This is a genomic window from Haloarcula limicola, assembly GCF_010119205.1.
GTDB lineage: Archaea > Halobacteriota > Halobacteria > Halobacteriales > Haloarculaceae > Haloarcula > Haloarcula limicola.
Genome location: NZ_WRXM01000002.1, coordinates 107,704 through 126,827 on the forward strand (window position 1 = coordinate 107,704; position 19,124 = coordinate 126,827).

Genomic DNA, 19,124 nt, shown 5'->3' on the forward strand with positions numbered 1-19,124 from the left:
CTACCGAGAATCGTGTCAATCAAAAATAACCTCTCAGCGACAACTGTGGCAGCGTACGTGGTCGTCGTCACGGCGGCGCTCGTGACCGGTGCGGTAGTCGGCCCGGTGGTCTGGAACGCGGCGGCGACCGCCGAGGAGCGCCCGTCGGTGGCCGTCGTCACGTTGCGGGGACCGACCAACGACGCGAACGTCAACGGCGTCGCCGAGCAACTGCGGGCGATTCGCGACAACGACTCGGTCGAGGCCGTCGTCCTCCGCGTCGACAGCCCCGGCGGCCCCGTAGACGCGAGCGAGGAGTTCTATCTGGCGGTCAACCGGACGGCGAGCGAGATGCCCGTCGTCGCGTACGTGGAGGGGGCGGCGGCCTCGGGCGGATACTTCGGCATCGTCTCGGCCGACGAGATAATCGTCAAGCCCAGTTCCACCGTCGGCAGCATCGGCGTCATCGTTCAGGCGCCCCCGAGCGTCATCGAACAGGCGGGGCAGCAACAGGAGCAGTTCGTCCGCTCGGGTCCCGACAAGGCGCAGATCGGTATCGACCGAATTCGCACGGAGATGGAGTCCCTCCAGCGAGCGTTCGTCGGGACGGTCATGTACCACCGCGGCGACGCTCTCTCGCTCGACCGAACGGAGGTGGCGAACGGCCGCGCGTACCTCGGCGGCCGCGCCGTCGAGAACGGCTTCGCCGACCGCATCGGCGACCTCGATTCCGCCATCGAGCGCGCGGCGAGTCGCGCCGAGGGGATCGAGGGCGACGAGTACGACGTCTACGTGACGGAACCGCAGGCGTCGAGCCCGACGCTCCTGTTGGGCAACGCATCGGTCCGTGTCGAGGGCGGCGACGGCGAGGTCGTCGGCAAACCCGGAGACGATGGACAGTTCCAGCGCCCCGTGAAGTACTACGCCGTCTGGGGCGTCCCGGAGACCAACGCCTCGGAGGTGTACGTCGATGGCTGACGGCAGCGCGATCAGACTACTGGCCGCTTACGTCGTCGTGGTGGCCGTCGTCCTCGGCGCAGTGGCGCTGCTGGGACTCGCCGTCGACGGGAACTCGGGGTCGCCCGACGGCGCGGGGATCGACGGGCAGTCGCCGCCGCAGTTCCAGCCGGAGCGCGTCAACGTCGACGCGGATCCCGAAACCGGCACGCTCACAGTCGAGAACGGGAGCGCGCGCCTCCTCGCCGATACCCGCCACGGCAACGAGTTCGAACGGACGGACCTCGAACCGGTCGAAGAAGCGGTTTTCAGGGCGGGTCATCGCCTCTCGTATCCCGATACCACCGACGAGAAACCCTACAACGAGACGCTGGCCGGCCACGAGGGACTGCTCGTCGTCCAGCCGACCCAGGAATTCACCGCGACGGAACGCGCGGTACTCGAAAACTACACCGACGCCGGCGGCCACGTCGTGATCCTCGGTGAACCGACCCAAACGCGCGTCAGCGGCGGACTGATAGCCAGTTCGACGGTCGTCTCCTTCGGCGCGAACAACCTGACGAGCCAGTACGGGTTCCGCATGGGTGCCGAGACGCTGTTCAACGTCGACGACGCGGCCAACGACAACAACTTCAAGAGCATCTACGCGGCCCCGAGCGGTGACGGGCCGCTGACCGAGGGCGTCGACACCGTTACCTTCGACACCGGTAGCTACGCCTCCGTACGCGACGACAGCGACGCCGAGGTGGTGTACACCGCCGTCGACGGCACGCAGACGCTCCAGACCCGTCGGACGGGGCAGTACCCGACCGTCGTCCGCACGGAGAACGTCGTCTTCGTCGCCGACGCGTCCGTCCTCGAACGAACCGAGGTGTACGACGCCGACAACGAGGCGTTCGTCGGCAACCTCCTCTCGTTCCTCGCGGCGGGTGACGCCCCCGAGCGCGTCCCGGGACCCGAGCCCGACGACGAGGAGACCGCGTCCGACTCGACGCCGACCGGCGGATCCACGCCGACGACTCCCGGCAATACGACGACGCCAACCGCCGGCTGACGCCTTGGGAATGTCAGTCGGTAACACCGGCAGTCAGGAGACAAGACAACTTTTCCGCTTGCGGGCCGGTTACGGACCGGATCGACACAGATGTGACTCTCGAGCGGGAGCGACCGCAAAGAAGAGTTCGGCGGCCTCAGCCGAACATCTGGCGCATCATCGGGTGCATCTCCATGAGCTGTTCCTCGGCGATCTCCTCGTACAGCTTGTACGTGATGGAGACCGTGAGCAGCAGCCCGGTACCGGAGACGCCGCCGATGGTACCCAGCATGTTGGCCATCACGGCCAGTAGCCCGACGAGGGCACCGCCGATGACGGTGACCTGCGGGATGTAGCGTTCGAGCACTTTCTCGATGACGCCGACGTTCTGGCGGAATCCGGGGATCTGCATCCCGGAGTTGTGAATCTGCTTGGCCGTCGCCTCCGGGCCCATGTCGGTCGTCTCGACCCAGAAGACGGCGAAGACTGCGCCGCCGACCAGCATGAACGTCAGGTCGATCCCGACGCGGATGAGGATCTGCCAGGCGGGGTTGGTCGTCGCTTCCAGCCACCACATCCAGTCACCCGGCGACTGGATCGGGGCCAAATAGTAGAACAGCCCGCCGGTGGCCTGTCCGTTACTGTAGCTGCCCAGCCACCCTGGGAGCGTCCCCAACTGCGAGTGCAGGATGCGCCCGAGGAACTGGATGTTCGCCTGCAGCGCCCGGACGAGGATCATCGGCAGGACGCTCGCGTAGATGAGCTTCACCGGGAAGCGACCGCGAGCCCCCTTCACCCGCGCGTTCGAGAGCGGGATCTCGACCCGAACCGACTCGGCGTAGACGACCACCGAGAAGATGAGTATCGTGGTTATCAGCGCCAGGATCTGGCCCTGACCGAGGAACACCGTCTCCAGACCGCCCGGAGCGAGGACCGGCCCGGTCGCCTGTTCGCCGGTGATGAACTGGAACCAGGTGTAGAGGATACCGCTCCGGCCGCCGATGAAGGGCGTCGAAAGCAGACCGCCCAGCAGTCGCTGGCTCACGCCCGCGACGATGAACAGCCCGATACCGGAGCCGACGCCCCACTTGGAGATGACCTCGTCCATGAACAGGATGAGGACACCGCCGACGAATATCTGGGCGAAGATGAGCCACTGGACACCGGTGGCCCCGATACCCAGCGACTGCGCGACGGCCGTGTCGGCGGGTAAGAACCCGCCGGCGAAGACCATCGGCAGCCCCGTCAGACAGATCATCACCAGCACCAGCAGCTTCTGCAGCCCCTGATAGAGGATCTGATCTCGCGGGTCGTCCTGCGTATTCAGCCCGAGCAGGTTGGCCCCGCCAAGCAACTGCAATACGATCGAGGCCGTGACGATGGGACCGATACCCAACTGCAGGATGCTCCCCTGCCCCGAGGCCAGAATCGACCCGAATCGGCCGAAGACGTCCTGGCTCGCGTCGATGTCGAGACCGAACAGCTTGACGTTCGTCAGGAAGAAATACAGCACCAACACGCCGCCGGTCCACATCAGCTTGCGCTTGAACGGGATGTGGCCCTCCGGTCGGCGGACTGCTGGCATCCTGACGAGCAACGGTTCGGCGGTGTCCTTCCAGCTCATCTGTCGTTACTCCTCGTCGTCCGCGTCGGCCTCGTCGTCTTCGGCTTCCGCTTGCCGTTCCTGGCCGCGTTCGCTCAGTTCCGTCGCGCCGCCGGCCGATTCGATCTTCTCCGTCGCGCTGTCCGAGAAGGCGTCGGCGACGATGGTGAGCTCGTTCCGGACCTGCCCGGCACCGAGCACCTTCACCACGTCGGCCTCGTAGCCGTCCTCGACGACGTCTCGGGCGTCGATGTGGTAGCCGTCGCCGTCCTCTTCGGCGACGCCGTCGGCGGCCAGCAGCGGCGCGTCCTCGTCGAGTTCGCGGACGTCGACCGTCGCGACGTCCGGCTGAACCTGATCCGGGCGGTTGAAACCGCTCTTGCCCAGCGGTTCGTAGTTGTGGAACTCGTGTTTGTCGCGGCCCGCGGCACCGCGGCCACCGCGGTGTCCGGCACCGCGCCGGTTCTTGTGCGACCCGCCGCCGTGCGTGCGCGACCCGCGCTGTCGTCGTTTCTTGCTCGTCATTATCGCATCGCCTCCAGGAGGTCGTCGATGCCCTCGGTGTCGTGTTTCCCGAGCTCACCGCCTTCCTTGGTGGGGTGTTTGATTCCGTCGTGCCCGCCGCGCGGCGGGTGCAGACGGAGTGTGGGGGAGAGACCCTGCTCTTTGAGCGTCGTCTCCTCGTCGACCAGCGCCGCGGCCAGTCCCTCGACGTCGTCGTAGTCGGTGTTCTCGCCGATCCACTCGTCGTCGACGTCGGCGTCGCCTTCGAGCGGCTCGCCGCGCGTTTCGAGCAGGAGTTCGACGGTCTCCTGGCTCGGCTCGCCGAAGGCCACGAAGTCGTTGACCTTCGAGACCATCCCGCGGTACGTCTCCGTCTGCGGGACCAGCGTGGCGTGGTTGACGTGGTGGATGTTCAGCATCTTCAGCGTGTCGTGGATGTCCGTATCCATGTTCACGTCGCCGCGGATCTGAACGAGCGCTTGCATCACTCGATCACCTCGCGCTTCTCGAACGTGCGCTCGGGGACGCGGGCCTGGGCCGTGTTCCGCAGGGCGTTGAACGTCGCCTTCGCGAAGTTGACCGTGGTCCGCGTGTTCCCGCTACTGCGCGTCCAGATGTCCTCGATGCCGGCCAGTTCCAGCACGTGGCGGACGGTCTCTCCGCCCGCCAGGCCGAGTCCGCGCGGTGCGGGCTGCAGCTCGACTTCGACGCTCCCGGCCTTGCCCTGCGTGCGCAGCGCGACTGTGTGCGGACGGCCACAGCCACACTCCCAGGACCCGCAGCCGCGGGAGACGTCGATGAGGTTCAGTTTGGCCACGTCGATGGCCTTCTGGATGGCACCGCCGACCTGGTCGTCACGCCCCTCGGCGTAGCCGACGAGGCCGTCGCGGTTGCCGACGACGACGACGCAGCGGAACTTCACCCGCCGGCCGGAGTCGGTCATCCGCTGGACCATGTTGATGTCCAGTACTTCGTCTTCCAGATCGGGGACGAGCTGGTCGACGACTTCCGATTCTTTCAGGGGAAGCCCCGAGGTCAGCGCCTCCTGCATGGAGTCGATGTCGCCCTCGGCGACCTGCTTGCCGAGGCGTGTCCGGGGTTCCCAGCCGTTGTCAGCACTCATAGTTCGATGTCACCTTCGAGTAGTGTCTCCCGGACTTCGTCGAAGTGCTCCGGGAGGTCTTCGGCGTCGAAGTCCCCGCTGTACAGCGGGTCGTCCAGCTGTTCGGCGTACTCGGCGATGTGGGCACCGCGCGTGCGCTGCCAGTCGGCGAGGACGTCGTCGTTGTGGGGGACTTCGAGCCCGGCGTCGATTGCGCCTTCTTGTATTGCGAACACTTTGCTACCTGGAGTCGGGGTGTTGAGGCCGATGTCGAGCACCGCTTCCTCGACGCCCGCTTCCTGCGCGCGAAGCCCGGCGAGTAGCCCGGTGAGGTACGCCGCGGGCATGTTGCCCGTCGGGGCCTCCCAGCCGTACTCTTCGAGGTCGCCCGAGTGTGCGGCCGCGAGCGTTCGGTCGCCGTCCTGGCCAAGCGTCACCAGCTGCGCCCTGACGTGCTTGTTGCTCTTTCGAGCAACGAGGCGGGGCTTGCCGGATTTCAGCAGGCGCAACCGCTGATGGTAATCGGTACGGGCCTCGCGGCGTCGCCGCATCGGCACGTTGTATCGTGGTCCTGTCGCCATTATTCGTCACCGTGGTTTGCGTCGATATATCGTTCGAGGTCGGCCACGCTGTCGAACTCGCCACCGCCTGCCTTGTCGTACAGGTCGCGGTACTGCGAACTCGACAGCGAGCCGTCGTCGCGCAGTTCGCGCAGTTTCTTCCGCTGTGCGCGGATGCGCGACTCCCATTCCTCTTTGGGGTCCTGACGTGCGCCGGATTTGCCTTTCCGGTTGCCGGCACCCTTCTGGTGGCCGTACGCACGCTTCTTCTGGCGCTCCCGGGCGCGGCCGCGGGAGTTGCCCTTCTCGTCTTTCGCCTGGATGGCGCCCTCATCGACCAGTTCGCGCACGTCCTCGCGGGTGATCGCGTCCGCGATGTCGCCCTGCTGCTCGGGGTCGAACCAGACGCGGTTCTTCCCGACGTCTAAGACGTCCGCTGCGAGTCGCTTCTGTGCGGAGAGATCCGTCATTACTCGTTCACCTCGACTTCGACGTAGGTGGGGTTGAGCACGCGGATGCCCGCGTCCTCAGCGGCTTCCTCGATGCGCTCGCGCTTGCGGGCACCGACTTTGGAGGCGATTCGGGCCGCCTCGACGTCCCCGTCGATGCCCTCCAGGTCGTCCACGTTGTGCACGCGGACCTCCTCGAAGCCCGAGGGGTGCTTGCCGCGGACCGCCTTCGGCGAGCGGAAGCCCGCCTCGACCGTGTCGCCTTTGCCCTTGATGCCGCGGCGCTGCTTCGAGAGCTGGCCGCGCGGGCGTCGCCACGAGGTCGGGACGCGCTTTTTCTTGTGGTAGTCCTGCCGGTTGAACTGCGGCGTGCCGACGCGGTGTCGCTGTGCCAGCAGTCGGGCCTCCTCGTCGTCGAGGTCGGGCGTCTTCTCGGCGAGCCCGCGGGGCTGGAGTTCCGTCTCCACGTCCTCGTCGGGCTCTTCCTCGCCGCCCTCCTCCTCGACTTCGGCCTCGGTCTCGGTGTCGACTTCGAGACCGCCGACGTCGGCTTTGATTCGGGCCGCGAGCGCATTCCCGATGCCGTCGACCTCCGCGAGCGCGGACTGATCGGCGGCGCGAACGTCGTCGACCGTCTCGAAGCCGGCTTCGCGGAGCGATTCGGCCTTCGAGTCGCCGACGCCGCTGATGTCGGTCAGCTCGAGCTCTTCTTCCTCCTCGGACTCCTCGTCCGAGTCGGATTCAGATTCGGCCTGCTCCGCGATCTCGTCGGGGTCTTCGGCGCGTTCGCCCTCCAGTGGCTGCTCCGACTCGACGTCTTCCTGGGGGCCGTCGCCCTGCGTGAGCGCCTCCTCGTTCGCGTCGGCGTCGCTGCTTTTCCTGTCGGGGTTCTCTGGCATCAGGCGTCACCTCGGCTCGGTTTCTGGGTGATGTACACCCCGTCCTGAAACACGCGCACGTCCTTGTCGTTGATGCGCGTGAGCTGTTCGATGTCCGCGGCGGTCTGGCCGACGGCTTCGATGTCGGACCCGGACAGGGTCAGTTCCTCGCCGTCGACCGACACGTCGGTGTCGCCGTGGATGGCGGTCCGACGGGCCGCTCGCTCGCCGAGGAAGTTCTCGATGACGACCTCGTCGCCCTCGACGTCGACCTGCATGGGGAAGTGAGAGTAGAAGACTTCCATCTCGTACTCCCAGCCCTCGGTCACGCCGTGGAACATGTTCTCTACGTGGCTCTCGAAGGTCCCGACGGTCGAGTTCGTCTTCGCGTCCTCCTCGACGGACTCGATGACGACGACGCCGTCCTCGACGGAGACGTCGATCGCGGGATACCAGAGCCGTCGCGTGACGCTGCCGTTGTCACCCTCGACCGTGAGGTCGAGATGGTCCAGTTCGGCGGTCACGCCTTCCGGAATTTCCAGTTCTACTCGTGTCATTGTCAGTATACGTACGCGATGACCTGGCCACCGACGCCCTCCTCGCGGGCCTCGTAGTGGCTCATGATGCCGTGGCTGGTCGAGACGACGAGCGTCCCGTAGTCGCGGGCGGGGAGGAACCGCTTCTCCCACTTCTCGAACTCGTCCGCGCCCGCGGAGTAGCGGGGCTTGACCGGGCCACACTCGTTGATGGCACCTTTCAGTTCGACCTCGAACTCACCGGCCTTGCCGTCGTCGACGAAACTGAAGCCGTCGATGTACCCGCGGTCGTAGAAGACCTCGAGGACGGAGCCGATCTCGTTCGAAGCGGGCGATACCGTCTGATCCAGATGCCCGACGCTCTCGGCGTTGTCGATGGCCGATAGAGCGTTGGCGAATGGGTCGTTTCCTGTCATGGTTAGCTGTACTTCCTGAAGCCCATTCCCCGCGAGATCTCGCGGAAGCACTGGCGACACAGCCAGATGTCGTACTTGCCGACGAGTCCCTGTTCGCGCCCGCAGCGCTGACAGGACTCGAGCTGGCCGGTCCGCTCGCTTTCGGCGGCGTCGGGCTCTTCTGTGGTTTCACTTTCGCTCATTCGGTCACCTCCACGTCGAAGGTCGACTCGACGAACGCCGTCGCGTCCTCGGGGTCGAGTCGATGGTTCGACGGAATCGAGCGCGACGCCTGGTCTCGCTTGGCGACGCGGTAGCCGGGGCGGACGAGGTTGACCGTCACGTCCAGCCCGTAGATTCCGATGCTCGGGTCGTACTCCTGGCTCGGGAACTCGGTGTGTTCCTCGACGCCGAAGCTGAAGTTGCCGGTGTCGTCGAACTGGCTCTTCTTCATCTCGGCGAGCGGCAGCGCGGTGTCGAGGAACTCCTCCGCGGCCTCGTCGCGCAGGGTGACCTTCGCGCCGATGGGGTCGCCCTCGCGGATGTCGAACTCGCCGACCGTCCGCTTGGCCTTCGTCCGAACCGGGTTCTGTCCCGTGATCTCGCCGAGGATGTCCTCGGCGTTGGCGAGGTCACGGCCACCGTGGCCGATGCCCATGTGGACGACGACTTTCTCGACGCGGGGTTCCCGCATCTCGTGGAAGTCACCGGACTCGCTCTCGGAGCTCATTCGTCGTCACCTCCGTCGCTCGTGAAGTTCTCGTCGATGACGACGACGTACTCTTCGACCGTCTCGAAGCCGTCGGCGTCGTCCGAGTCCTCGCCGTCGATGCCTTCCTGCGAGACGAGGACGTTGTTCTTCGCGGAGCCGGGCGTGACCTGGATCTCGTCGACGGTGCCGATCTCGCCGGCGTGCGCGCCGTTGACGGCCGTGACGAGCGCGCCCTCTTCGTACTCGAAGTGGGCGACGACGTCGGTGCTCTCGTTGTCGACGACGATGGAGTCGCCGACGTCGTAGGTCTGGTCGTCCTCAACGACGAGCGTCTCGCCGTCGTGGAGCGCCAACTGAACGTCGCCACCGGGGACGTGCGTCTTGTTGACGATCTTGCCCAGTTTAGAGTCGGCCGCGTCCGCGACGATGGGGGTCAGCGCCAGCCGACCGCCCTCGCCGGGGAACACCCGATAGTACTCGTCGCGCTCGGTGAAGGCGAGGATGTCGAACATCCCGACGGGGCGCTCCTCGTCGGAGACGGCCTTGCCGTTGATGAGCACGTTGTCCTCGTTGAGCGCGTAGCGCGCTTCCTTGCGGTTGTCGGCGTAGCCGAGCACGTCCCGCAGGACGATGAGCAGGGGGACCCCCGACTCGCCGTGCGGGCCGGCTCCGGCCTTGACCGTAAACGTCGCCGTCTTGCGCTCTACGGGCCAGCTGTCCGGCACCGAGAGTCGCTTCTGATGCTTACTCATGCGGAATCATCCTCCGATTCGAGACGCGCCTCGCGCTCGTCGTCTTCGAGCGTCAGCTCGGTCACTCGAACGTTCGAGGTGTCGAGCGGGCGGGGGACCTCCTCGCCGTCGGTCTTCTCGAGGACGACGTCCTCGACGTGGATGACGGCGTCCGTGAGGTCGACGTCGACGACTTCGGCCTCTTCGCCGGCGAAGTCGCCCCGGAGCACCTCGACGGTGTCCCCGGCGTTGACGCGGACGTTTCGCTGGCCGTACTCCTCGCGGAGGTCGGCCGAGAGCGTGGCCCGCACCTGCTTGTGTCGCTCGTGGAGCGGTGCGCGTCGTTGACTCGTTCGCTGTTTGTCTGGTTGCTTGCTCATGGTTCTATACGATCATCGTCGCTGCGGAGGCGACGCTTCCGAACCGTTCCGCGACTTCCCGCGAGATCGGACCTTTCAGCTCGGTCCCGCGCGGGTCCTCGTTCTCGTCCACGATGACGGCCGCGTTGTCTTCGAACTTGACGCGGGTGCCGTCGGGACGGCGGATCGGCTTTCGCTGGCGGACGACGACGGCTTCGAGCACCTGACGACGCATCTCGGGCGTCCCCTTGGTGACCGACACCGTGATCTTGTCGCCCAGACCGGCCTTCGGATGCCGGTTCTTCGTCCCCGAGTAGCCGTGGACGGAGATGACCTTCAGCTCGCGTGCGCCCGTGTTGTCGGCACACGTGATGAGCGAGCCCTTCTCCAGTCCTTGGGTGACGTCTGCGTTGAGCGCCTCCATTAGTTCTCACCGTCCTCTACGCCGTCCGTGGCCTCGTCCGAGCCCACACTGACGACGACGTGACTCTTCGTCTTCGAGAGCGGTCGACACTCTGCTATCGTGACCGTGTCACCGACCGCGAGGTCGAGACAGTCGGGTGCGTGAGCCGGAACGCGGCTCCGCCGCTTCATGAAGCGGTCGTATTTCGGCACCTTCACGTCGTACTCGCGTTCGACGACGACGGTCTTCTCCATGTCAGTGGAAGCGACCTCACCGTCCAGCGTCTGACCGCGCACGGAGAGCTCTCCGTGGAACGGGCAGTTCTGGTCGGTACAGGTCGTTTCCGGTTCCTGTACGTTCAGTCCTAGCGCCATTTGGAATCACCTGAATTCTCTGTGCGACGAGCGGGACGGGCGACGAGCGTCTCGCCCTCGACGCGGACTCGCTGCCCGCGTACGTCGAAGGCGAACGTCGCGCCGTCCTTCGGCACGTGCCACACCCGGTCTGCCCCCTCGATGGTCAGCGTCTGGGTCGTCTCGACGACGACCGCTCCGCTGATGCCGACGGCGTCCGGATTGGACGCGGCGACGACCTCGACGTCGAGGCCGACGAGTTCGTGACGGGGGAGCGTCTCGGGTGTCAGTGGCATTATTCGTTCTCCTGAAGGTCGCCGTCTTCGCGCTGAATCGTCTTGATCCGGGCGATGGCCTTCTTCAGTTCCTTGATGCGACCCGGGTTCTCCGGGGCACCACCCGCGGCCTGCACGGCCCGGGCGTTGAGCAGTTCCGTCTTGAGGTCGTCGAGTTCCGCCTCTCGCTCGGCGGCCGTCATGTCGCGAACTTCCTGGACGTGGAGGACGGTCATTCTTCGTCGTCCTCCTCGTCTTCCATCTCGCCCATGAGCTCTTCGGCTTCGGCCTCGACGTCCTCGTCGAGTTCCTCGTCGACGGCGTCTTCGAGTTCGTCGACATCGACGTCCTCGACGTCCTCGTCGGTCGGAACGTCGACCTCTTCCGCGACGACTTCCTCTTCGACCTCGGTCTCCTCGTCGCGTCCGTCGTCGGCGACCTGCTCGTCGCCGTCGTCGGGTTCGTCGGAGACCTCGACGTCGGCGCCCTCGACGCTCTCGTCTTCGGGCTCGCCTTCGAGGAGTTCCTCGACCGACTCGCCGTCGGTCTCGGCGACGTAGTCCTCGACCTCGACGTCCTCGTAGATCTCGAAGTCGTCGGGGAGTTCGGCGTTCGGCGGGATGATCTTCACCCGCACGCCGATGGTGCCGAGTTTCATCACGGCGACGCCGACGCCGCTGTCGACGATGTCCTCGGCGGGTTCGCCGTTGTGCTTGATGTAGCCGCGGTTGAACTTCTCGACGCGCGAGCGGGCGCCCGTGACCTTCCCGGAGAGGACGATCTCGGCACCCTTCGCGCCGGCTTCCATGATGCGGTCGATCGTGGTGTGACCGGCCTTTCGGAAGTACCAACCGCGTTCGAGCGCGTTGCCCAGACGGTCCGCGACGATGCGGGCGTTGAGGTCCGGCTCGTCGACTTCCTGCACGTCGATCTGCGGGTCGTCGAGGTCGAACCGGTCTTCGAGTTCCGTCGTGATCTTGCGGATGTTCTTCCCGCCCTTACCGATGACCATCCCGGGCTTCTCGGCTTTGAGGACGATCTGAGTCCCCATCGGGGTCTTGGCGACGTCCATGCCGCCGTAGCCCGCGCGACCGAGTTCGTCCGCGAAGAACTCGTCGATCTGGGTCCGCTGAAGGCCGTCTTCGATGAACTGCTGTTCGTCCGCCATTATTCCTCGACCTCCTCTAGGACGAGTTCGACGTCGACCAGCGTGGAGTTCCAGGCGGAGGCCCGGCCCATCGCGCGCGGTTTGCGACCCTGCTGCTCGCCGACCTTGTGGGCGGCGACGTGCATGATCTCCATGGCTTCGCCGTCGAAGCCCTGGTGGTCGGCGTTGCCGACGGCGTTCTCCAGCAGGTCGATGAAGGCCTCGCTGGCCTTCTCCGGGTAGCGACCGGCGTCCCAGCCGTCGACCTTGCTCTTGTGGCCGACGCCCGAGTTGTGCTGTTTGAACGCGACCGGCTGGTCGCCCTCGATGACCGCTTCGAGGAACTCGACGGCGTCGCCCGCCGTCTTGCCCTTGATCTCTCGGGCGACGGCCTTGCTGTGCTTGTGGCTCATCTGCCGCTCCCGGAGCATGGCTTTCGCGGTGGTCTCCGGGTCGGCGTCGACTGAGTAGCTGATTCCCATGATTACTTGAGCGGTACGAACTTCGAGGAGCGTGTCGCCCCGATACCGGCCTGACCGTGTTCGACGTCGCTACGGGTGAGCTGGAACTCACCGAGGTAGTGACCGAGCATCGCGGGCTCGACTTTGACGCGCTCGAAGCTCTGGCCGGCGTGGACGGCGAAGGTGATGTCGACCATCTCCGGCAGCACCGGCATGTCGCGCAGGTGCGTCCGGATCGGGTCGTTCGCCGTCTCCTCCTCCTCGGCATCGCGGGCCTTCTCGAGCAGTTTCTGCTTCTCCTCGGTCAGACCGCGTTCGATACTTCGCCGCTGGCGAGCGGGGAGCAGTTCCGCGACTTCCTCGAGCTCCATCTCCTGCAGCTCGTCGAGCGTGTGGCCGCGGAAGGAGAACTCTCCTTCGTGGCCGATTTGATATTCCGAACTCATTCATTGCCACCTCGGCCGGTCCGCTTCGAGGCGATGTCCCCGACCTTGCGTCCCGGCGGCGTGTTACGCGAGACGGACTTGGGCTTGCCGGGGTGTTGCCGGCCGCCGCCACCGAAGGGGTGGTCGACGGCGTTCATCGCCACACCGCGGACGTTTGGCCACTTCGTCCCGCGCGCTTTCATCTTGTGATACTTGTTTCCGGCCTTGACCATCGGCTTGTCAGTTCGGCCGCCGCCGGCGACGACGCCGACGGTGGCGCGACACTGCGGGTCCAGGCGCTTCATCTCCCCGGAGGGGAGCTTCACGACCGCGACGTTGCGGTCGTGGGTGAGCAGCGTGGCGTTGACGCCCGACGAGCGGGCGAAGCGCCCGCCGTCGCCGGGGCTGGACTCGACGTTACAGACCGGGACCCCCTCGGGGATCTCCGCGAGCGGGAGCGTGTTCCCGGGAGCGATCTCGGCGCTGACGCCGACCTGCAGTTCGTCGCCGACGCCGACGCCCTCGGGCGCGAGCACGAGGCGGCGGTCGCCGTCCTCGAACTCGACGGCCGCGACGGGTGCCGAGCGAGCCGGGTCGTGTTCGATGTCCACGACCGTGCCGGCGATGACGTCGCCGTCCTCGACTTTCCGGTGCTGTAGGTCTGCCTTGTAGCGGTGGGAGGGCGCCCGGAACGTGGACGTCCCGCGACCGCGTCGTTGTCCCTGAATTCGTCGTCCCATCGTTAGAACACCCCGATCCTGGAGGCGACTTCCTGGGCGTCGTCGTCTTCGGAGAGACGCACGACGGCCTTCTTGACGCCGTCCATCGTGTTCTGCGTGTTCACGTCCACGACCGAGACCTCGTACTGGGACTCGATGGCGGATGCCACGTCGTCCTTGTTGGCTCGGTCGTCGACGACGAACTGGAGCTTGTTGTCGAAGTCCATGTCGTTCATGGCCTTCTCCGTGACGTGCGGGTACTTGATGACGTCCCAGCTCATCGGTCCGCGACCTCCTCGACGGCGGATTCGGTGAAGACGGTGAGCCGACCGGGCTGTGCGCCGGGCGCGAGGTCTTCCGCGTTGACCTCGCGCGCGGTCGCCACGTCGACGCCCGCGAGGTTGCGGGCGGCCTTCGACGGCTCGTCACTGGTCACGAACAGGATGGAAGACGGGCGGCGGTACTTCCGGCCGCGCGACTTCCCCTGTCCGGCCTTGATCTTCGTCTCGTCCGCGCGCTCGACGTCCGCGTGAAGCGAGAGCGCCTCCAGCAGGGAGACGACCTCCTGGGTCTTCACGAGGTCCTCGAAGTCGTCGGAGACGACGACGGGGACCTCCTCGCGGTCGAACTCGTGGCCGCGGTCGGCGACGAGTTCGGCGTCCGTCGTGGCGGCGAGCGCCGAGCGGACGGCGAGTTGGCGTTCCTTGTCGTTCAGGTCGAGCGACCGGTCCTTCTCGGCTTTCGGCGGGTGGGCCACGCGGCCCTTGACCGCCTGCGGGACGCGGCGGGCACGGCCGTCCTGCTTCGGGACGTGCGCCTGTCCGCGACCGCTACCGAACGATTCGGCCGGGGTACGGAGACCGGCGTACTCGTCGGTCCCGTAGTCCTGCTTTCGGTTTGCCTGGGCGGCGCGAACGGCCTTCTGGATGAGGTCGGTCCGCACGGGCGTCTCGAAGACGTCCGGCAGGTCGACCTCGCCGTCGGCCTCGCCGTCCAGATCGTAGATAGTTGCCTGCATGGGTTATCCCTGGTTCGATTCGGTGGAGACGTAGCGCACCTCGGGGTCGAGGCGCGGCTGGTCGTTCGGTCGCACCGCGGGGCGGAAGCGCACCAGGCGCTTGTCCGGCCCGGGCACCGAGCCCTTCACCAGCGTGTACGGCCCGTCGACCTCGCCGTAGTTGACGAAGCCGCCGTCGACGGTGGCCTCGTCGCCCTCGCCGATGTCGACGAGGCGCTTGTTCAGCTCGGTGCGCTGGTGGTAGCCGGTCTGGCCCTGCTGAGGGACCGTCGAGCGCACGCGGGAGGGATTCCACGGGCCGAGGTTACCGATCCGGCGCCGCCAGCCCTGCCGGGCGTGCTTGCCCTTTCGCTTCTGGACGCCCCAGCGCTTGACGGGACCCTGCGTCCCCTTGCCCTTGGTGACGCCCGCGACGTCGGTGTACTCACCGGCGCGGAACACGTCGTTCATCGCGTGTTCCCCGCCGTCACCGACGAGTTCGAGCGCGTAGTCGAGGCGCTCGGAGAGCGAGCTACCGCCGACGCGAGTCTCCATCACGTCGGGCTTTTTCTTCGGGACGCTCGGGACGGCGTCGGGGACGGTGTGCGTGATGAGGCGCACGTCCCCGAGGTTCCCATTGTCGAGTGCGTCGCGTACCTGTTCCTCTGCAGCGTCCGGGTCGTGGTCCTCCGGCAGGTCGAGAGTCCGGTCGAGTTCGCCGTGGAACTCGTCGGTCCAGACCTCCGTCAGCGGACGCTTGCCGTACGGCGTATCCTCGTACGCTCGCAGGGCGACGGCGCGCATCGGCGGCGTCTCGACGACCGTCACCGGGACGGTCTCCTCCATCCCCTCGCGGGGGGAGTCGGGTTCGTCGTTGACGAGCACGACGTGAGTCATGCCTGCCTTGTAGCCGGCGAACCCTTGGACGCCCGCCTGCCCGTCGTCGGACGGCCAGCTGTTGAAGCGGGGCGTCTCGGTCGTCGAGCGCTTGCGCGGGCCGAAGCCCAGCGAGCCTTTGCGTGGTCTGCTTGGTTGTGGCATACGTTTACTCCGTGAGGGTTAGACAGGCGAGGGAGGCGAACATCGCTTCTTCCGTTCGCACCACCTCGCTGCCCTGGTTCGGAACCGTATTCAGCCAGAGGTCGAACCCTGTGGGGTCGTCGCCTGTCTGGTCTCCGCCGACGGAGCCCGGGTCCACGTCGAGTATCGACGGTAACCCCCGCTCGGGTGCTCCGAAGGCGACTGTCAGGCCGCCCTCGGCGTCCCGGCGCTCGACCAGCTGGCCGAGACGCCGCGTCGTCGCCGGCTCACCGTATCGCGATGACGCGATGGTGAGTCCGGCGTCGTCACGCGAGAGTGCCGCATCGAGGTCCGCGGTAACGACGTCGAACCCCGGCGTGGGGTGATCGACGAGTTTCGCCCGGACCGGCCGTCGCGAAGAGACCCTGACGGTTACGCGCTCCCCCTCCGCCGCTTCCATTCCGTCTGGAACGGGGAGGGAGATCGGGTGTTGCATGCCGCAATTGACCCGGACGCGCCCATCAGCTCCGACCTCGGTCACGATTCCCTGTCTTAACGACCCCGAACCCTCAGATCCGGAGCCGGTCTGTGAACGCACGCGGAGCGGCGGCAGGACGCCGACGTACTCCAGTTCGTCCCGCTTGCCCCACATCTCCTTTCGGAGGTGCGGGGGCGTCGCGGCGTACCGCAGCACGGTTTCGACGAACCCGTCTTCCCACTTGCCCGCCCCGTCTGGGTCGGGGAACACTGTCAGCCGATCGGCCCGGAAGACGGTGGCCGCGCGGGCCACGTATCCGAGCTTGCGAGTCGCCTCGCGGCGGTCTTCGGCTTCCCGTGTGAGGGAAGACGGCACGAGTACGCTGGTCGTCATGCCGTGACGCTTCCACGTCGCGCCACTAGACTGTGCCGATACTTCTCCGTCCCTACGGTAAAAAGACCCCGCTTCGCGCGTGCGTTGAGACGCGTTCACACGGCCCGTCGCCGCCGATACCCCCCGAACAGCCCACCCGACCTTTGCCGGTTTCGAAAGGGTGGTCCGCGTAACGTGGCCGAACGATCCGGTAAGTCGAATGCCCTCACGTCCCACGGTTTCCCCCGGAAAACGGAAGGCTTTTTACTGTCACCCCCGCCAGATTGTGATGCAACAGGGCGCTGGTACCGAGCGGGCGCGGTGTGGCCGCGAGGGTCAGGGCGAACGAAGTGAGCGCTGGTAGTGTAGTGGTATCACGTGACCTTGCCATGGTCACAACAGGGGTTCAAATCCCCTCCAGCGCATTTCTACGGCGAACAACTTCGGCGAGCACCGCGTAGCGTGTGCTCGCGATCGCGTGAGCCGTGAAATCGTACTGGAATTTGAACCCTATCAGTCGCGCGCAGCGAAGCGAGCACGTCTGATTCCGGTTCAAATCCCCTCCAGCGCATCTCCTACGACCTTTTTCGTCGTCGGGTTTCCTCGTGAGCTGGAGGCTCACTGCGGGAACCCTCCTCGAAAAACGTCGATGAAAAAGGCCGGAAGTCGCGCCTGCGGCGCGCTTCCGGTGAAACCGCGCCTCCGGCGCGGTATGCTTCTCAGATCAGCCTGCCCTTCCCCGGGTCGTCGCACAGAGGCGACTCCCGGCCCACGCGACGCACGCGGGACACAAGTATTCTGAATCGCCCGGAACGCCAATGTTAGGCCGGTGGCGGCCGAACCCGCGACCATGACCTGTATCGGCTTCCTGTCGGTCGCACCGGTCGTCGAGGAGAGCATGGCACCGTACGTCGCCGACGCCGTGGCGGCGCTGGACGACTTCGACGTGGAGTACGAGACCACGCCGATGGGGACGATCATCGAGGCCGAGGACAGCGAGGAGCTGTTCGCGGCCGCTCACGCCGCGCACGAGGCCGTCGGCGCGCAGAGCGAGCGCGTCGAGACGTTTCTGAAGATCGACGACAAGCGCGGGGTCGACCAGCGCGCGAGCGAGAAGGTCGACGCCGTCGAGGCGTCGCTGGGACGCGAGGCGCGAAGCGGCGCGTCCGAAGGCGGAGATTAAAAGGCAGGCTGTCAAAGGCCGAGTATGGACAGTCTCAATCGGATGGCCACGGAACTCGTCGACGAGGCCATCGACTTCGCGGACGAACTCACGATAGACGTACACGCGCTCTCGGGCGACGCCGCGGTGCTGGACTTCGGCGTCGCGGTGCCCGGTGCCGTCGAGGCGGGGATGTTACTCGCCGAGATTCAGACGGCGGGACTGGCGACGGTCCAGACGACGATGGATACCGTTGGTAGTGCGCCGCTGACCCACGTCGAACTGTCGACCGACCACCCCGCGCTGGCCCTGCTCTGTTCCCAGAAGGGCGGCTGGGAAGTCGCGACCGACGACTTCGAGGGGCTGGGTAGCGGCCCGGCCCGTGCGCTCGTCGGTGAGGAGGACGTCTTCCAGCGCATCGGCTACCGCGAGGACGCCGATTTCGCCGTGCTGGCCATCGAGTCCGACGAACTCCCCGACGAGGCCATCGCCGGGCAGATCGCCGAGCGGACCGGCGTCCCCGAGACGGCGGTGTTCATGCCGACGTTCGCCACCGCGAGCGTCACCGGCAGCGTCGTCGCGGCCGCCCGCGCGGCCGAACTCGCCGTCTACCGCCTCGCGGAACTGGGCTTCGACCCAGCGGAGGTGCTCTCGGCGAACGCGCGAGCGCCGATGGCTCCCGTCGCCGCCGATGAGGCGTCGGCGATGGCCCGGACGACGGACGCGCTGGCCTACGGCGGCGAGGTCCACCTCACCGTCGACGAGGACTTCGACCGCTTCGACGAAGTGGCCTCGATCGCCGGCGCGGAGTACGGCCGACCGCTCGAAGGCGTCTTCGACGACGCCGACTGGGACTTCGGCGAACTCCCGGTCGAACTGTTCGGCCCGGCGCAGGTCACCGTCGACGTGGTCGGCGGCGACACCCACGTCGTCGGCGAGACCCGCGAGGACGTGCTGGTCGAGAGCTTCGGCCTCTGATGCGCTACAAGGTGGCACCGCCGACCCGGTCGCTCGACTTCCTCCGCGACGCGCGGGCGGCGATCCCGCTGGTCCCCGACGACGAGGCCGACTGCTGTCGAGCCATCCAGCGGGCCACCGACGTCGCTGACCGCGAGACGGCCCGTGAGTATCTCACCTTCCTGCGGGCGCTGGGCCTCGTCGCCGAGAGCGAGCGGGGCTACCACCGAACGCGAACCGAACCCGACCGCTCCGCGTTGGCGACCGCCTTCCGCGAACACGTCTTCGCCGCCGCGGAACTGCTCGACGCGCTCGACAACGACGGTCCGCTCACCGAGGCAGAAGCGTTCGAACGGGTTCGAGACGCCGTCCCGCGCTGGGAGCGCGAGCGCCAGACCGGCTGGGAAGATGTCTGGCGAACGCGCGTCGGACACCTGCTCGGGTGGGCCGAGGTGTTCGGCCTCGCGACGCAGACCAGCGAGGGCTACGAACGCCGATAGAGCGAGGGAAACCGACGATTCCGGCGCGCAGTTTCTTGTCGGTGGCACGCCTCAGCT

Annotated in this window: 30 protein-coding genes and 1 tRNA gene; 6 read left to right on the forward strand and 25 right to left on the reverse strand. The window is 66.6% G+C overall.

Annotated elements, in window-relative coordinates:
* Positions 1-45 precede the first annotated feature (45 nt).
* Together GO488_RS09965 and GO488_RS09970 are read left to right on the forward strand one after the other, a co-directional pair.
* Entirely contained in the window at positions 46-957 is a 912-nt protein-coding gene (locus GO488_RS09965) for a S49 family peptidase (protein ID WP_241692926.1), read from the forward strand.
* Positions 950-1,990 carry a motility-associated ABC transporter substrate-binding family protein gene (locus tag GO488_RS09970; protein WP_162317683.1) on the forward strand — a complete coding sequence of 347 codons (1,041 nt, stop codon included), beginning with the start codon at positions 950-952 and terminating at the stop codon, positions 1,988-1,990. The genes GO488_RS09965 and GO488_RS09970 overlap by 8 nt, the downstream gene beginning before the upstream one ends.
* Positions 1,991-2,126: 136 nt before the next feature.
* On the opposite strand, the gene secY is transcribed toward GO488_RS09970, so the two are convergent.
* Genes secY through GO488_RS10095 form a run of 25 tightly spaced genes read right to left on the reverse strand, consistent with a single transcriptional unit; the run spans position 2,127 to position 16,469 of the window.
* On the reverse strand, positions 2,127-3,593 hold the full coding sequence (secY, locus tag GO488_RS09975; protein WP_162317684.1) for a preprotein translocase subunit SecY: 1,467 nt from the start codon (positions 3,591-3,593) through the stop codon (positions 2,127-2,129).
* 6 nt (positions 3,594-3,599) lie between these two features.
* Positions 3,600-4,097 carry an uL15m family ribosomal protein gene (locus GO488_RS09980; RefSeq protein WP_162317685.1) on the reverse strand — a complete coding sequence of 166 codons (498 nt, stop codon included), beginning with the start codon at positions 4,095-4,097 and terminating at the stop codon, positions 3,600-3,602.
* On the reverse strand, positions 4,097-4,561 hold the full coding sequence (gene rpmD, locus GO488_RS09985; protein ID WP_162317686.1) for a 50S ribosomal protein L30: 465 nt from the start codon (positions 4,559-4,561) through the stop codon (positions 4,097-4,099). Before rpmD ends, GO488_RS09980 begins: the two co-directional genes overlap by 1 nt.
* Positions 4,561-5,199 carry a 30S ribosomal protein S5 gene (locus GO488_RS09990; protein ID WP_162317687.1) on the reverse strand — a complete coding sequence of 213 codons (639 nt, stop codon included), beginning with the start codon at positions 5,197-5,199 and terminating at the stop codon, positions 4,561-4,563. Before GO488_RS09990 ends, rpmD begins: the two co-directional genes overlap by 1 nt.
* Positions 5,196-5,759: a 50S ribosomal protein L18 gene (locus GO488_RS09995; RefSeq protein WP_162317688.1), complete on the reverse strand. Its 564-nt coding sequence runs from the start codon at positions 5,757-5,759 to the stop codon at positions 5,196-5,198. Before GO488_RS09995 ends, GO488_RS09990 begins: the two co-directional genes overlap by 4 nt.
* On the reverse strand, positions 5,759-6,208 hold the full coding sequence (locus tag GO488_RS10000) for a 50S ribosomal protein L19e (RefSeq protein ID WP_162317689.1): 450 nt from the start codon (positions 6,206-6,208) through the stop codon (positions 5,759-5,761). The genes GO488_RS09995 and GO488_RS10000 overlap by 1 nt, the downstream gene beginning before the upstream one ends.
* Positions 6,208-7,086: a 50S ribosomal protein L32e gene (locus tag GO488_RS10005; protein WP_162317690.1), complete on the reverse strand. Its 879-nt coding sequence runs from the start codon at positions 7,084-7,086 to the stop codon at positions 6,208-6,210. The genes GO488_RS10000 and GO488_RS10005 overlap by 1 nt, the downstream gene beginning before the upstream one ends.
* Positions 7,086-7,622: a 50S ribosomal protein L6 gene (locus GO488_RS10010; protein ID WP_162317691.1), complete on the reverse strand. Its 537-nt coding sequence runs from the start codon at positions 7,620-7,622 to the stop codon at positions 7,086-7,088. The genes GO488_RS10005 and GO488_RS10010 overlap by 1 nt, the downstream gene beginning before the upstream one ends.
* A 2-nt stretch (positions 7,623-7,624) precedes the next feature.
* On the reverse strand, positions 7,625-8,017 hold the full coding sequence (locus GO488_RS10015; protein WP_135304330.1) for a 30S ribosomal protein S8: 393 nt from the start codon (positions 8,015-8,017) through the stop codon (positions 7,625-7,627).
* Positions 8,018-8,019: 2 nt separating this feature from the next.
* The gene (locus GO488_RS10020; protein WP_162317692.1) at positions 8,020-8,199 is read right to left on the reverse strand and encodes a 30S ribosomal protein S14; all 180 of its coding nucleotides are present in this window, start codon (positions 8,197-8,199) and stop codon (positions 8,020-8,022) included.
* Positions 8,196-8,726 carry a 50S ribosomal protein L5 gene (locus GO488_RS10025; protein ID WP_162317693.1) on the reverse strand — a complete coding sequence of 177 codons (531 nt, stop codon included), beginning with the start codon at positions 8,724-8,726 and terminating at the stop codon, positions 8,196-8,198. Before GO488_RS10025 ends, GO488_RS10020 begins: the two co-directional genes overlap by 4 nt.
* Positions 8,723-9,460, reverse strand: coding sequence for a 30S ribosomal protein S4e (locus GO488_RS10030; RefSeq protein WP_162317694.1), 738 nt, complete (start codon positions 9,458-9,460; stop codon positions 8,723-8,725). The genes GO488_RS10025 and GO488_RS10030 overlap by 4 nt, the downstream gene beginning before the upstream one ends.
* Entirely contained in the window at positions 9,457-9,819 is a 363-nt protein-coding gene (gene rplX, locus GO488_RS10035) for a 50S ribosomal protein L24 (RefSeq protein WP_162317695.1), read from the reverse strand. The genes GO488_RS10030 and rplX overlap by 4 nt, the downstream gene beginning before the upstream one ends.
* Before the next feature lie 4 nt (positions 9,820-9,823).
* Positions 9,824-10,222 (reverse strand): 50S ribosomal protein L14, encoded by a 399-nt coding sequence (locus GO488_RS10040; protein ID WP_135304325.1) that lies wholly within the window; start codon positions 10,220-10,222, stop codon positions 9,824-9,826.
* A complete protein-coding gene (locus GO488_RS10045; RefSeq protein ID WP_162317696.1) occupies positions 10,222-10,575 on the reverse strand; it encodes a 30S ribosomal protein S17 in 354 nt (117 codons plus the stop codon). Before GO488_RS10045 ends, GO488_RS10040 begins: the two co-directional genes overlap by 1 nt.
* Positions 10,566-10,850, reverse strand: coding sequence for a ribonuclease P protein component 1 (locus GO488_RS10050; protein ID WP_162317697.1), 285 nt, complete (start codon positions 10,848-10,850; stop codon positions 10,566-10,568). The genes GO488_RS10045 and GO488_RS10050 overlap by 10 nt, the downstream gene beginning before the upstream one ends.
* Complete coding sequence (gene rpmC, locus GO488_RS10055; RefSeq protein ID WP_162317698.1) at positions 10,850-11,065, reverse strand: 50S ribosomal protein L29; 216 nt, start codon at positions 11,063-11,065, stop codon at positions 10,850-10,852. Before rpmC ends, GO488_RS10050 begins: the two co-directional genes overlap by 1 nt.
* On the reverse strand, positions 11,062-11,997 hold the full coding sequence (locus GO488_RS10060) for a 30S ribosomal protein S3 (RefSeq protein ID WP_162317699.1): 936 nt from the start codon (positions 11,995-11,997) through the stop codon (positions 11,062-11,064). The genes rpmC and GO488_RS10060 overlap by 4 nt, the downstream gene beginning before the upstream one ends.
* Positions 11,997-12,458: a 50S ribosomal protein L22 gene (locus GO488_RS10065; protein WP_162317700.1), complete on the reverse strand. Its 462-nt coding sequence runs from the start codon at positions 12,456-12,458 to the stop codon at positions 11,997-11,999. The genes GO488_RS10060 and GO488_RS10065 overlap by 1 nt, the downstream gene beginning before the upstream one ends.
* 2 nt (positions 12,459-12,460) lie before the next feature.
* Positions 12,461-12,883, reverse strand: a complete 423-nt coding sequence (locus GO488_RS10070; RefSeq protein ID WP_162317701.1) for a 30S ribosomal protein S19 — start codon at positions 12,881-12,883, stop codon at positions 12,461-12,463.
* Entirely contained in the window at positions 12,880-13,602 is a 723-nt protein-coding gene (locus tag GO488_RS10075; protein ID WP_162317702.1) for a 50S ribosomal protein L2, read from the reverse strand. The genes GO488_RS10070 and GO488_RS10075 overlap by 4 nt, the downstream gene beginning before the upstream one ends.
* Before the next feature lie 2 nt (positions 13,603-13,604).
* Positions 13,605-13,862, reverse strand: a complete 258-nt coding sequence (locus GO488_RS10080; protein WP_162317703.1) for a 50S ribosomal protein L23 — start codon at positions 13,860-13,862, stop codon at positions 13,605-13,607.
* Complete coding sequence (gene rpl4p / locus GO488_RS10085; protein ID WP_162317704.1) at positions 13,859-14,599, reverse strand: 50S ribosomal protein L4; 741 nt, start codon at positions 14,597-14,599, stop codon at positions 13,859-13,861. Before rpl4p ends, GO488_RS10080 begins: the two co-directional genes overlap by 4 nt.
* 3 nt (positions 14,600-14,602) lie before the next feature.
* On the reverse strand, positions 14,603-15,619 hold the full coding sequence (gene rpl3p, locus GO488_RS10090; RefSeq protein ID WP_162317705.1) for a 50S ribosomal protein L3: 1,017 nt from the start codon (positions 15,617-15,619) through the stop codon (positions 14,603-14,605).
* A 4-nt stretch (positions 15,620-15,623) separates the two neighbouring features.
* Positions 15,624-16,469, reverse strand: a complete 846-nt coding sequence (locus tag GO488_RS10095) for a putative RNA uridine N3 methyltransferase (protein ID WP_162317706.1) — start codon at positions 16,467-16,469, stop codon at positions 15,624-15,626.
* 333 nt (positions 16,470-16,802) lie between these two features.
* Between GO488_RS10095 and GO488_RS10100 the strand changes: the two genes are divergently transcribed.
* From GO488_RS10100 to GO488_RS10115, 4 genes are all read left to right on the forward strand, one after another.
* Positions 16,803-16,873 (forward strand) — tRNA-Gly (locus tag GO488_RS10100).
* A gap of 425 nt (positions 16,874-17,298) precedes the next feature.
* The gene (locus tag GO488_RS10105; RefSeq protein ID WP_162317707.1) at positions 17,299-17,631 is read left to right on the forward strand and encodes an MTH1187 family thiamine-binding protein; all 333 of its coding nucleotides are present in this window, start codon (positions 17,299-17,301) and stop codon (positions 17,629-17,631) included.
* 24 nt (positions 17,632-17,655) lie between these two features.
* Complete coding sequence (gene mch / locus GO488_RS10110; protein WP_162317708.1) at positions 17,656-18,588, forward strand: methenyltetrahydromethanopterin cyclohydrolase; 933 nt, start codon at positions 17,656-17,658, stop codon at positions 18,586-18,588.
* Complete coding sequence (locus GO488_RS10115; RefSeq protein ID WP_162317709.1) at positions 18,588-19,067, forward strand: double winged helix-containing putative transcriptional regulator; 480 nt, start codon at positions 18,588-18,590, stop codon at positions 19,065-19,067. Before mch ends, GO488_RS10115 begins: the two co-directional genes overlap by 1 nt.
* Positions 19,068-19,124: the final 57 nt, after the last annotated feature.

What these genes read in the sequence shown, in the direction of transcription:
- GO488_RS09970 (WP_162317683.1), top strand. Translation starts at nt 950, where the DNA reads ATGGCTGACGGCAGCGCGATCAGACTACTGGCCGCTTACGTCGTCGTG.
- secY (WP_162317684.1), bottom strand. Translation starts at nt 3,593, where the DNA reads ATGAGCTGGAAGGACACCGCCGAACCGTTGCTCGTCAGGATGCCAGCA.
- GO488_RS09980 (WP_162317685.1), bottom strand. Translation starts at nt 4,097, where the DNA reads ATGACGAGCAAGAAACGACGACAGCGCGGGTCGCGCACGCACGGCGGC.
- rpmD (WP_162317686.1), bottom strand. Translation starts at nt 4,561, where the DNA reads ATGCAAGCGCTCGTTCAGATCCGCGGCGACGTGAACATGGATACGGAC.
- GO488_RS09990 (WP_162317687.1), bottom strand. Translation starts at nt 5,199, where the DNA reads ATGAGTGCTGACAACGGCTGGGAACCCCGGACACGCCTCGGCAAGCAG.
- GO488_RS09995 (WP_162317688.1), bottom strand. Translation starts at nt 5,759, where the DNA reads ATGGCGACAGGACCACGATACAACGTGCCGATGCGGCGACGCCGCGAG.
- GO488_RS10000 (WP_162317689.1), bottom strand. Translation starts at nt 6,208, where the DNA reads ATGACGGATCTCTCCGCACAGAAGCGACTCGCAGCGGACGTCTTAGAC.
- GO488_RS10005 (WP_162317690.1), bottom strand. Translation starts at nt 7,086, where the DNA reads ATGCCAGAGAACCCCGACAGGAAAAGCAGCGACGCCGACGCGAACGAG.
- GO488_RS10010 (WP_162317691.1), bottom strand. Translation starts at nt 7,622, where the DNA reads ATGACACGAGTAGAACTGGAAATTCCGGAAGGCGTGACCGCCGAACTG.
- GO488_RS10015 (WP_135304330.1), bottom strand. Translation starts at nt 8,017, where the DNA reads ATGACAGGAAACGACCCATTCGCCAACGCTCTATCGGCCATCGACAAC.
- GO488_RS10020 (WP_162317692.1), bottom strand. Translation starts at nt 8,199, where the DNA reads ATGAGCGAAAGTGAAACCACAGAAGAGCCCGACGCCGCCGAAAGCGAG.
- GO488_RS10025 (WP_162317693.1), bottom strand. Translation starts at nt 8,726, where the DNA reads ATGAGCTCCGAGAGCGAGTCCGGTGACTTCCACGAGATGCGGGAACCC.
- GO488_RS10030 (WP_162317694.1), bottom strand. Translation starts at nt 9,460, where the DNA reads ATGAGTAAGCATCAGAAGCGACTCTCGGTGCCGGACAGCTGGCCCGTA.
- rplX (WP_162317695.1), bottom strand. Translation starts at nt 9,819, where the DNA reads ATGAGCAAGCAACCAGACAAACAGCGAACGAGTCAACGACGCGCACCG.
- GO488_RS10040 (WP_135304325.1), bottom strand. Translation starts at nt 10,222, where the DNA reads ATGGAGGCGCTCAACGCAGACGTCACCCAAGGACTGGAGAAGGGCTCG.
- GO488_RS10045 (WP_162317696.1), bottom strand. Translation starts at nt 10,575, where the DNA reads ATGGCGCTAGGACTGAACGTACAGGAACCGGAAACGACCTGTACCGAC.
- GO488_RS10050 (WP_162317697.1), bottom strand. Translation starts at nt 10,850, where the DNA reads ATGCCACTGACACCCGAGACGCTCCCCCGTCACGAACTCGTCGGCCTC.
- rpmC (WP_162317698.1), bottom strand. Translation starts at nt 11,065, where the DNA reads ATGACCGTCCTCCACGTCCAGGAAGTTCGCGACATGACGGCCGCCGAG.
- GO488_RS10060 (WP_162317699.1), bottom strand. Translation starts at nt 11,997, where the DNA reads ATGGCGGACGAACAGCAGTTCATCGAAGACGGCCTTCAGCGGACCCAG.
- GO488_RS10065 (WP_162317700.1), bottom strand. Translation starts at nt 12,458, where the DNA reads ATGGGAATCAGCTACTCAGTCGACGCCGACCCGGAGACCACCGCGAAA.
- GO488_RS10070 (WP_162317701.1), bottom strand. Translation starts at nt 12,883, where the DNA reads ATGAGTTCGGAATATCAAATCGGCCACGAAGGAGAGTTCTCCTTCCGC.
- GO488_RS10075 (WP_162317702.1), bottom strand. Translation starts at nt 13,602, where the DNA reads ATGGGACGACGAATTCAGGGACAACGACGCGGTCGCGGGACGTCCACG.
- GO488_RS10080 (WP_162317703.1), bottom strand. Translation starts at nt 13,862, where the DNA reads ATGAGCTGGGACGTCATCAAGTACCCGCACGTCACGGAGAAGGCCATG.
- rpl4p (WP_162317704.1), bottom strand. Translation starts at nt 14,599, where the DNA reads ATGCAGGCAACTATCTACGATCTGGACGGCGAGGCCGACGGCGAGGTC.
- rpl3p (WP_162317705.1), bottom strand. Translation starts at nt 15,619, where the DNA reads ATGCCACAACCAAGCAGACCACGCAAAGGCTCGCTGGGCTTCGGCCCG.
- GO488_RS10095 (WP_162317706.1), bottom strand. Translation starts at nt 16,469, where the DNA reads ATGACGACCAGCGTACTCGTGCCGTCTTCCCTCACACGGGAAGCCGAA.
- GO488_RS10105 (WP_162317707.1), top strand. Translation starts at nt 17,299, where the DNA reads ATGACCTGTATCGGCTTCCTGTCGGTCGCACCGGTCGTCGAGGAGAGC.
- mch (WP_162317708.1), top strand. Translation starts at nt 17,656, where the DNA reads ATGGACAGTCTCAATCGGATGGCCACGGAACTCGTCGACGAGGCCATC.
- GO488_RS10115 (WP_162317709.1), top strand. Translation starts at nt 18,588, where the DNA reads ATGCGCTACAAGGTGGCACCGCCGACCCGGTCGCTCGACTTCCTCCGC.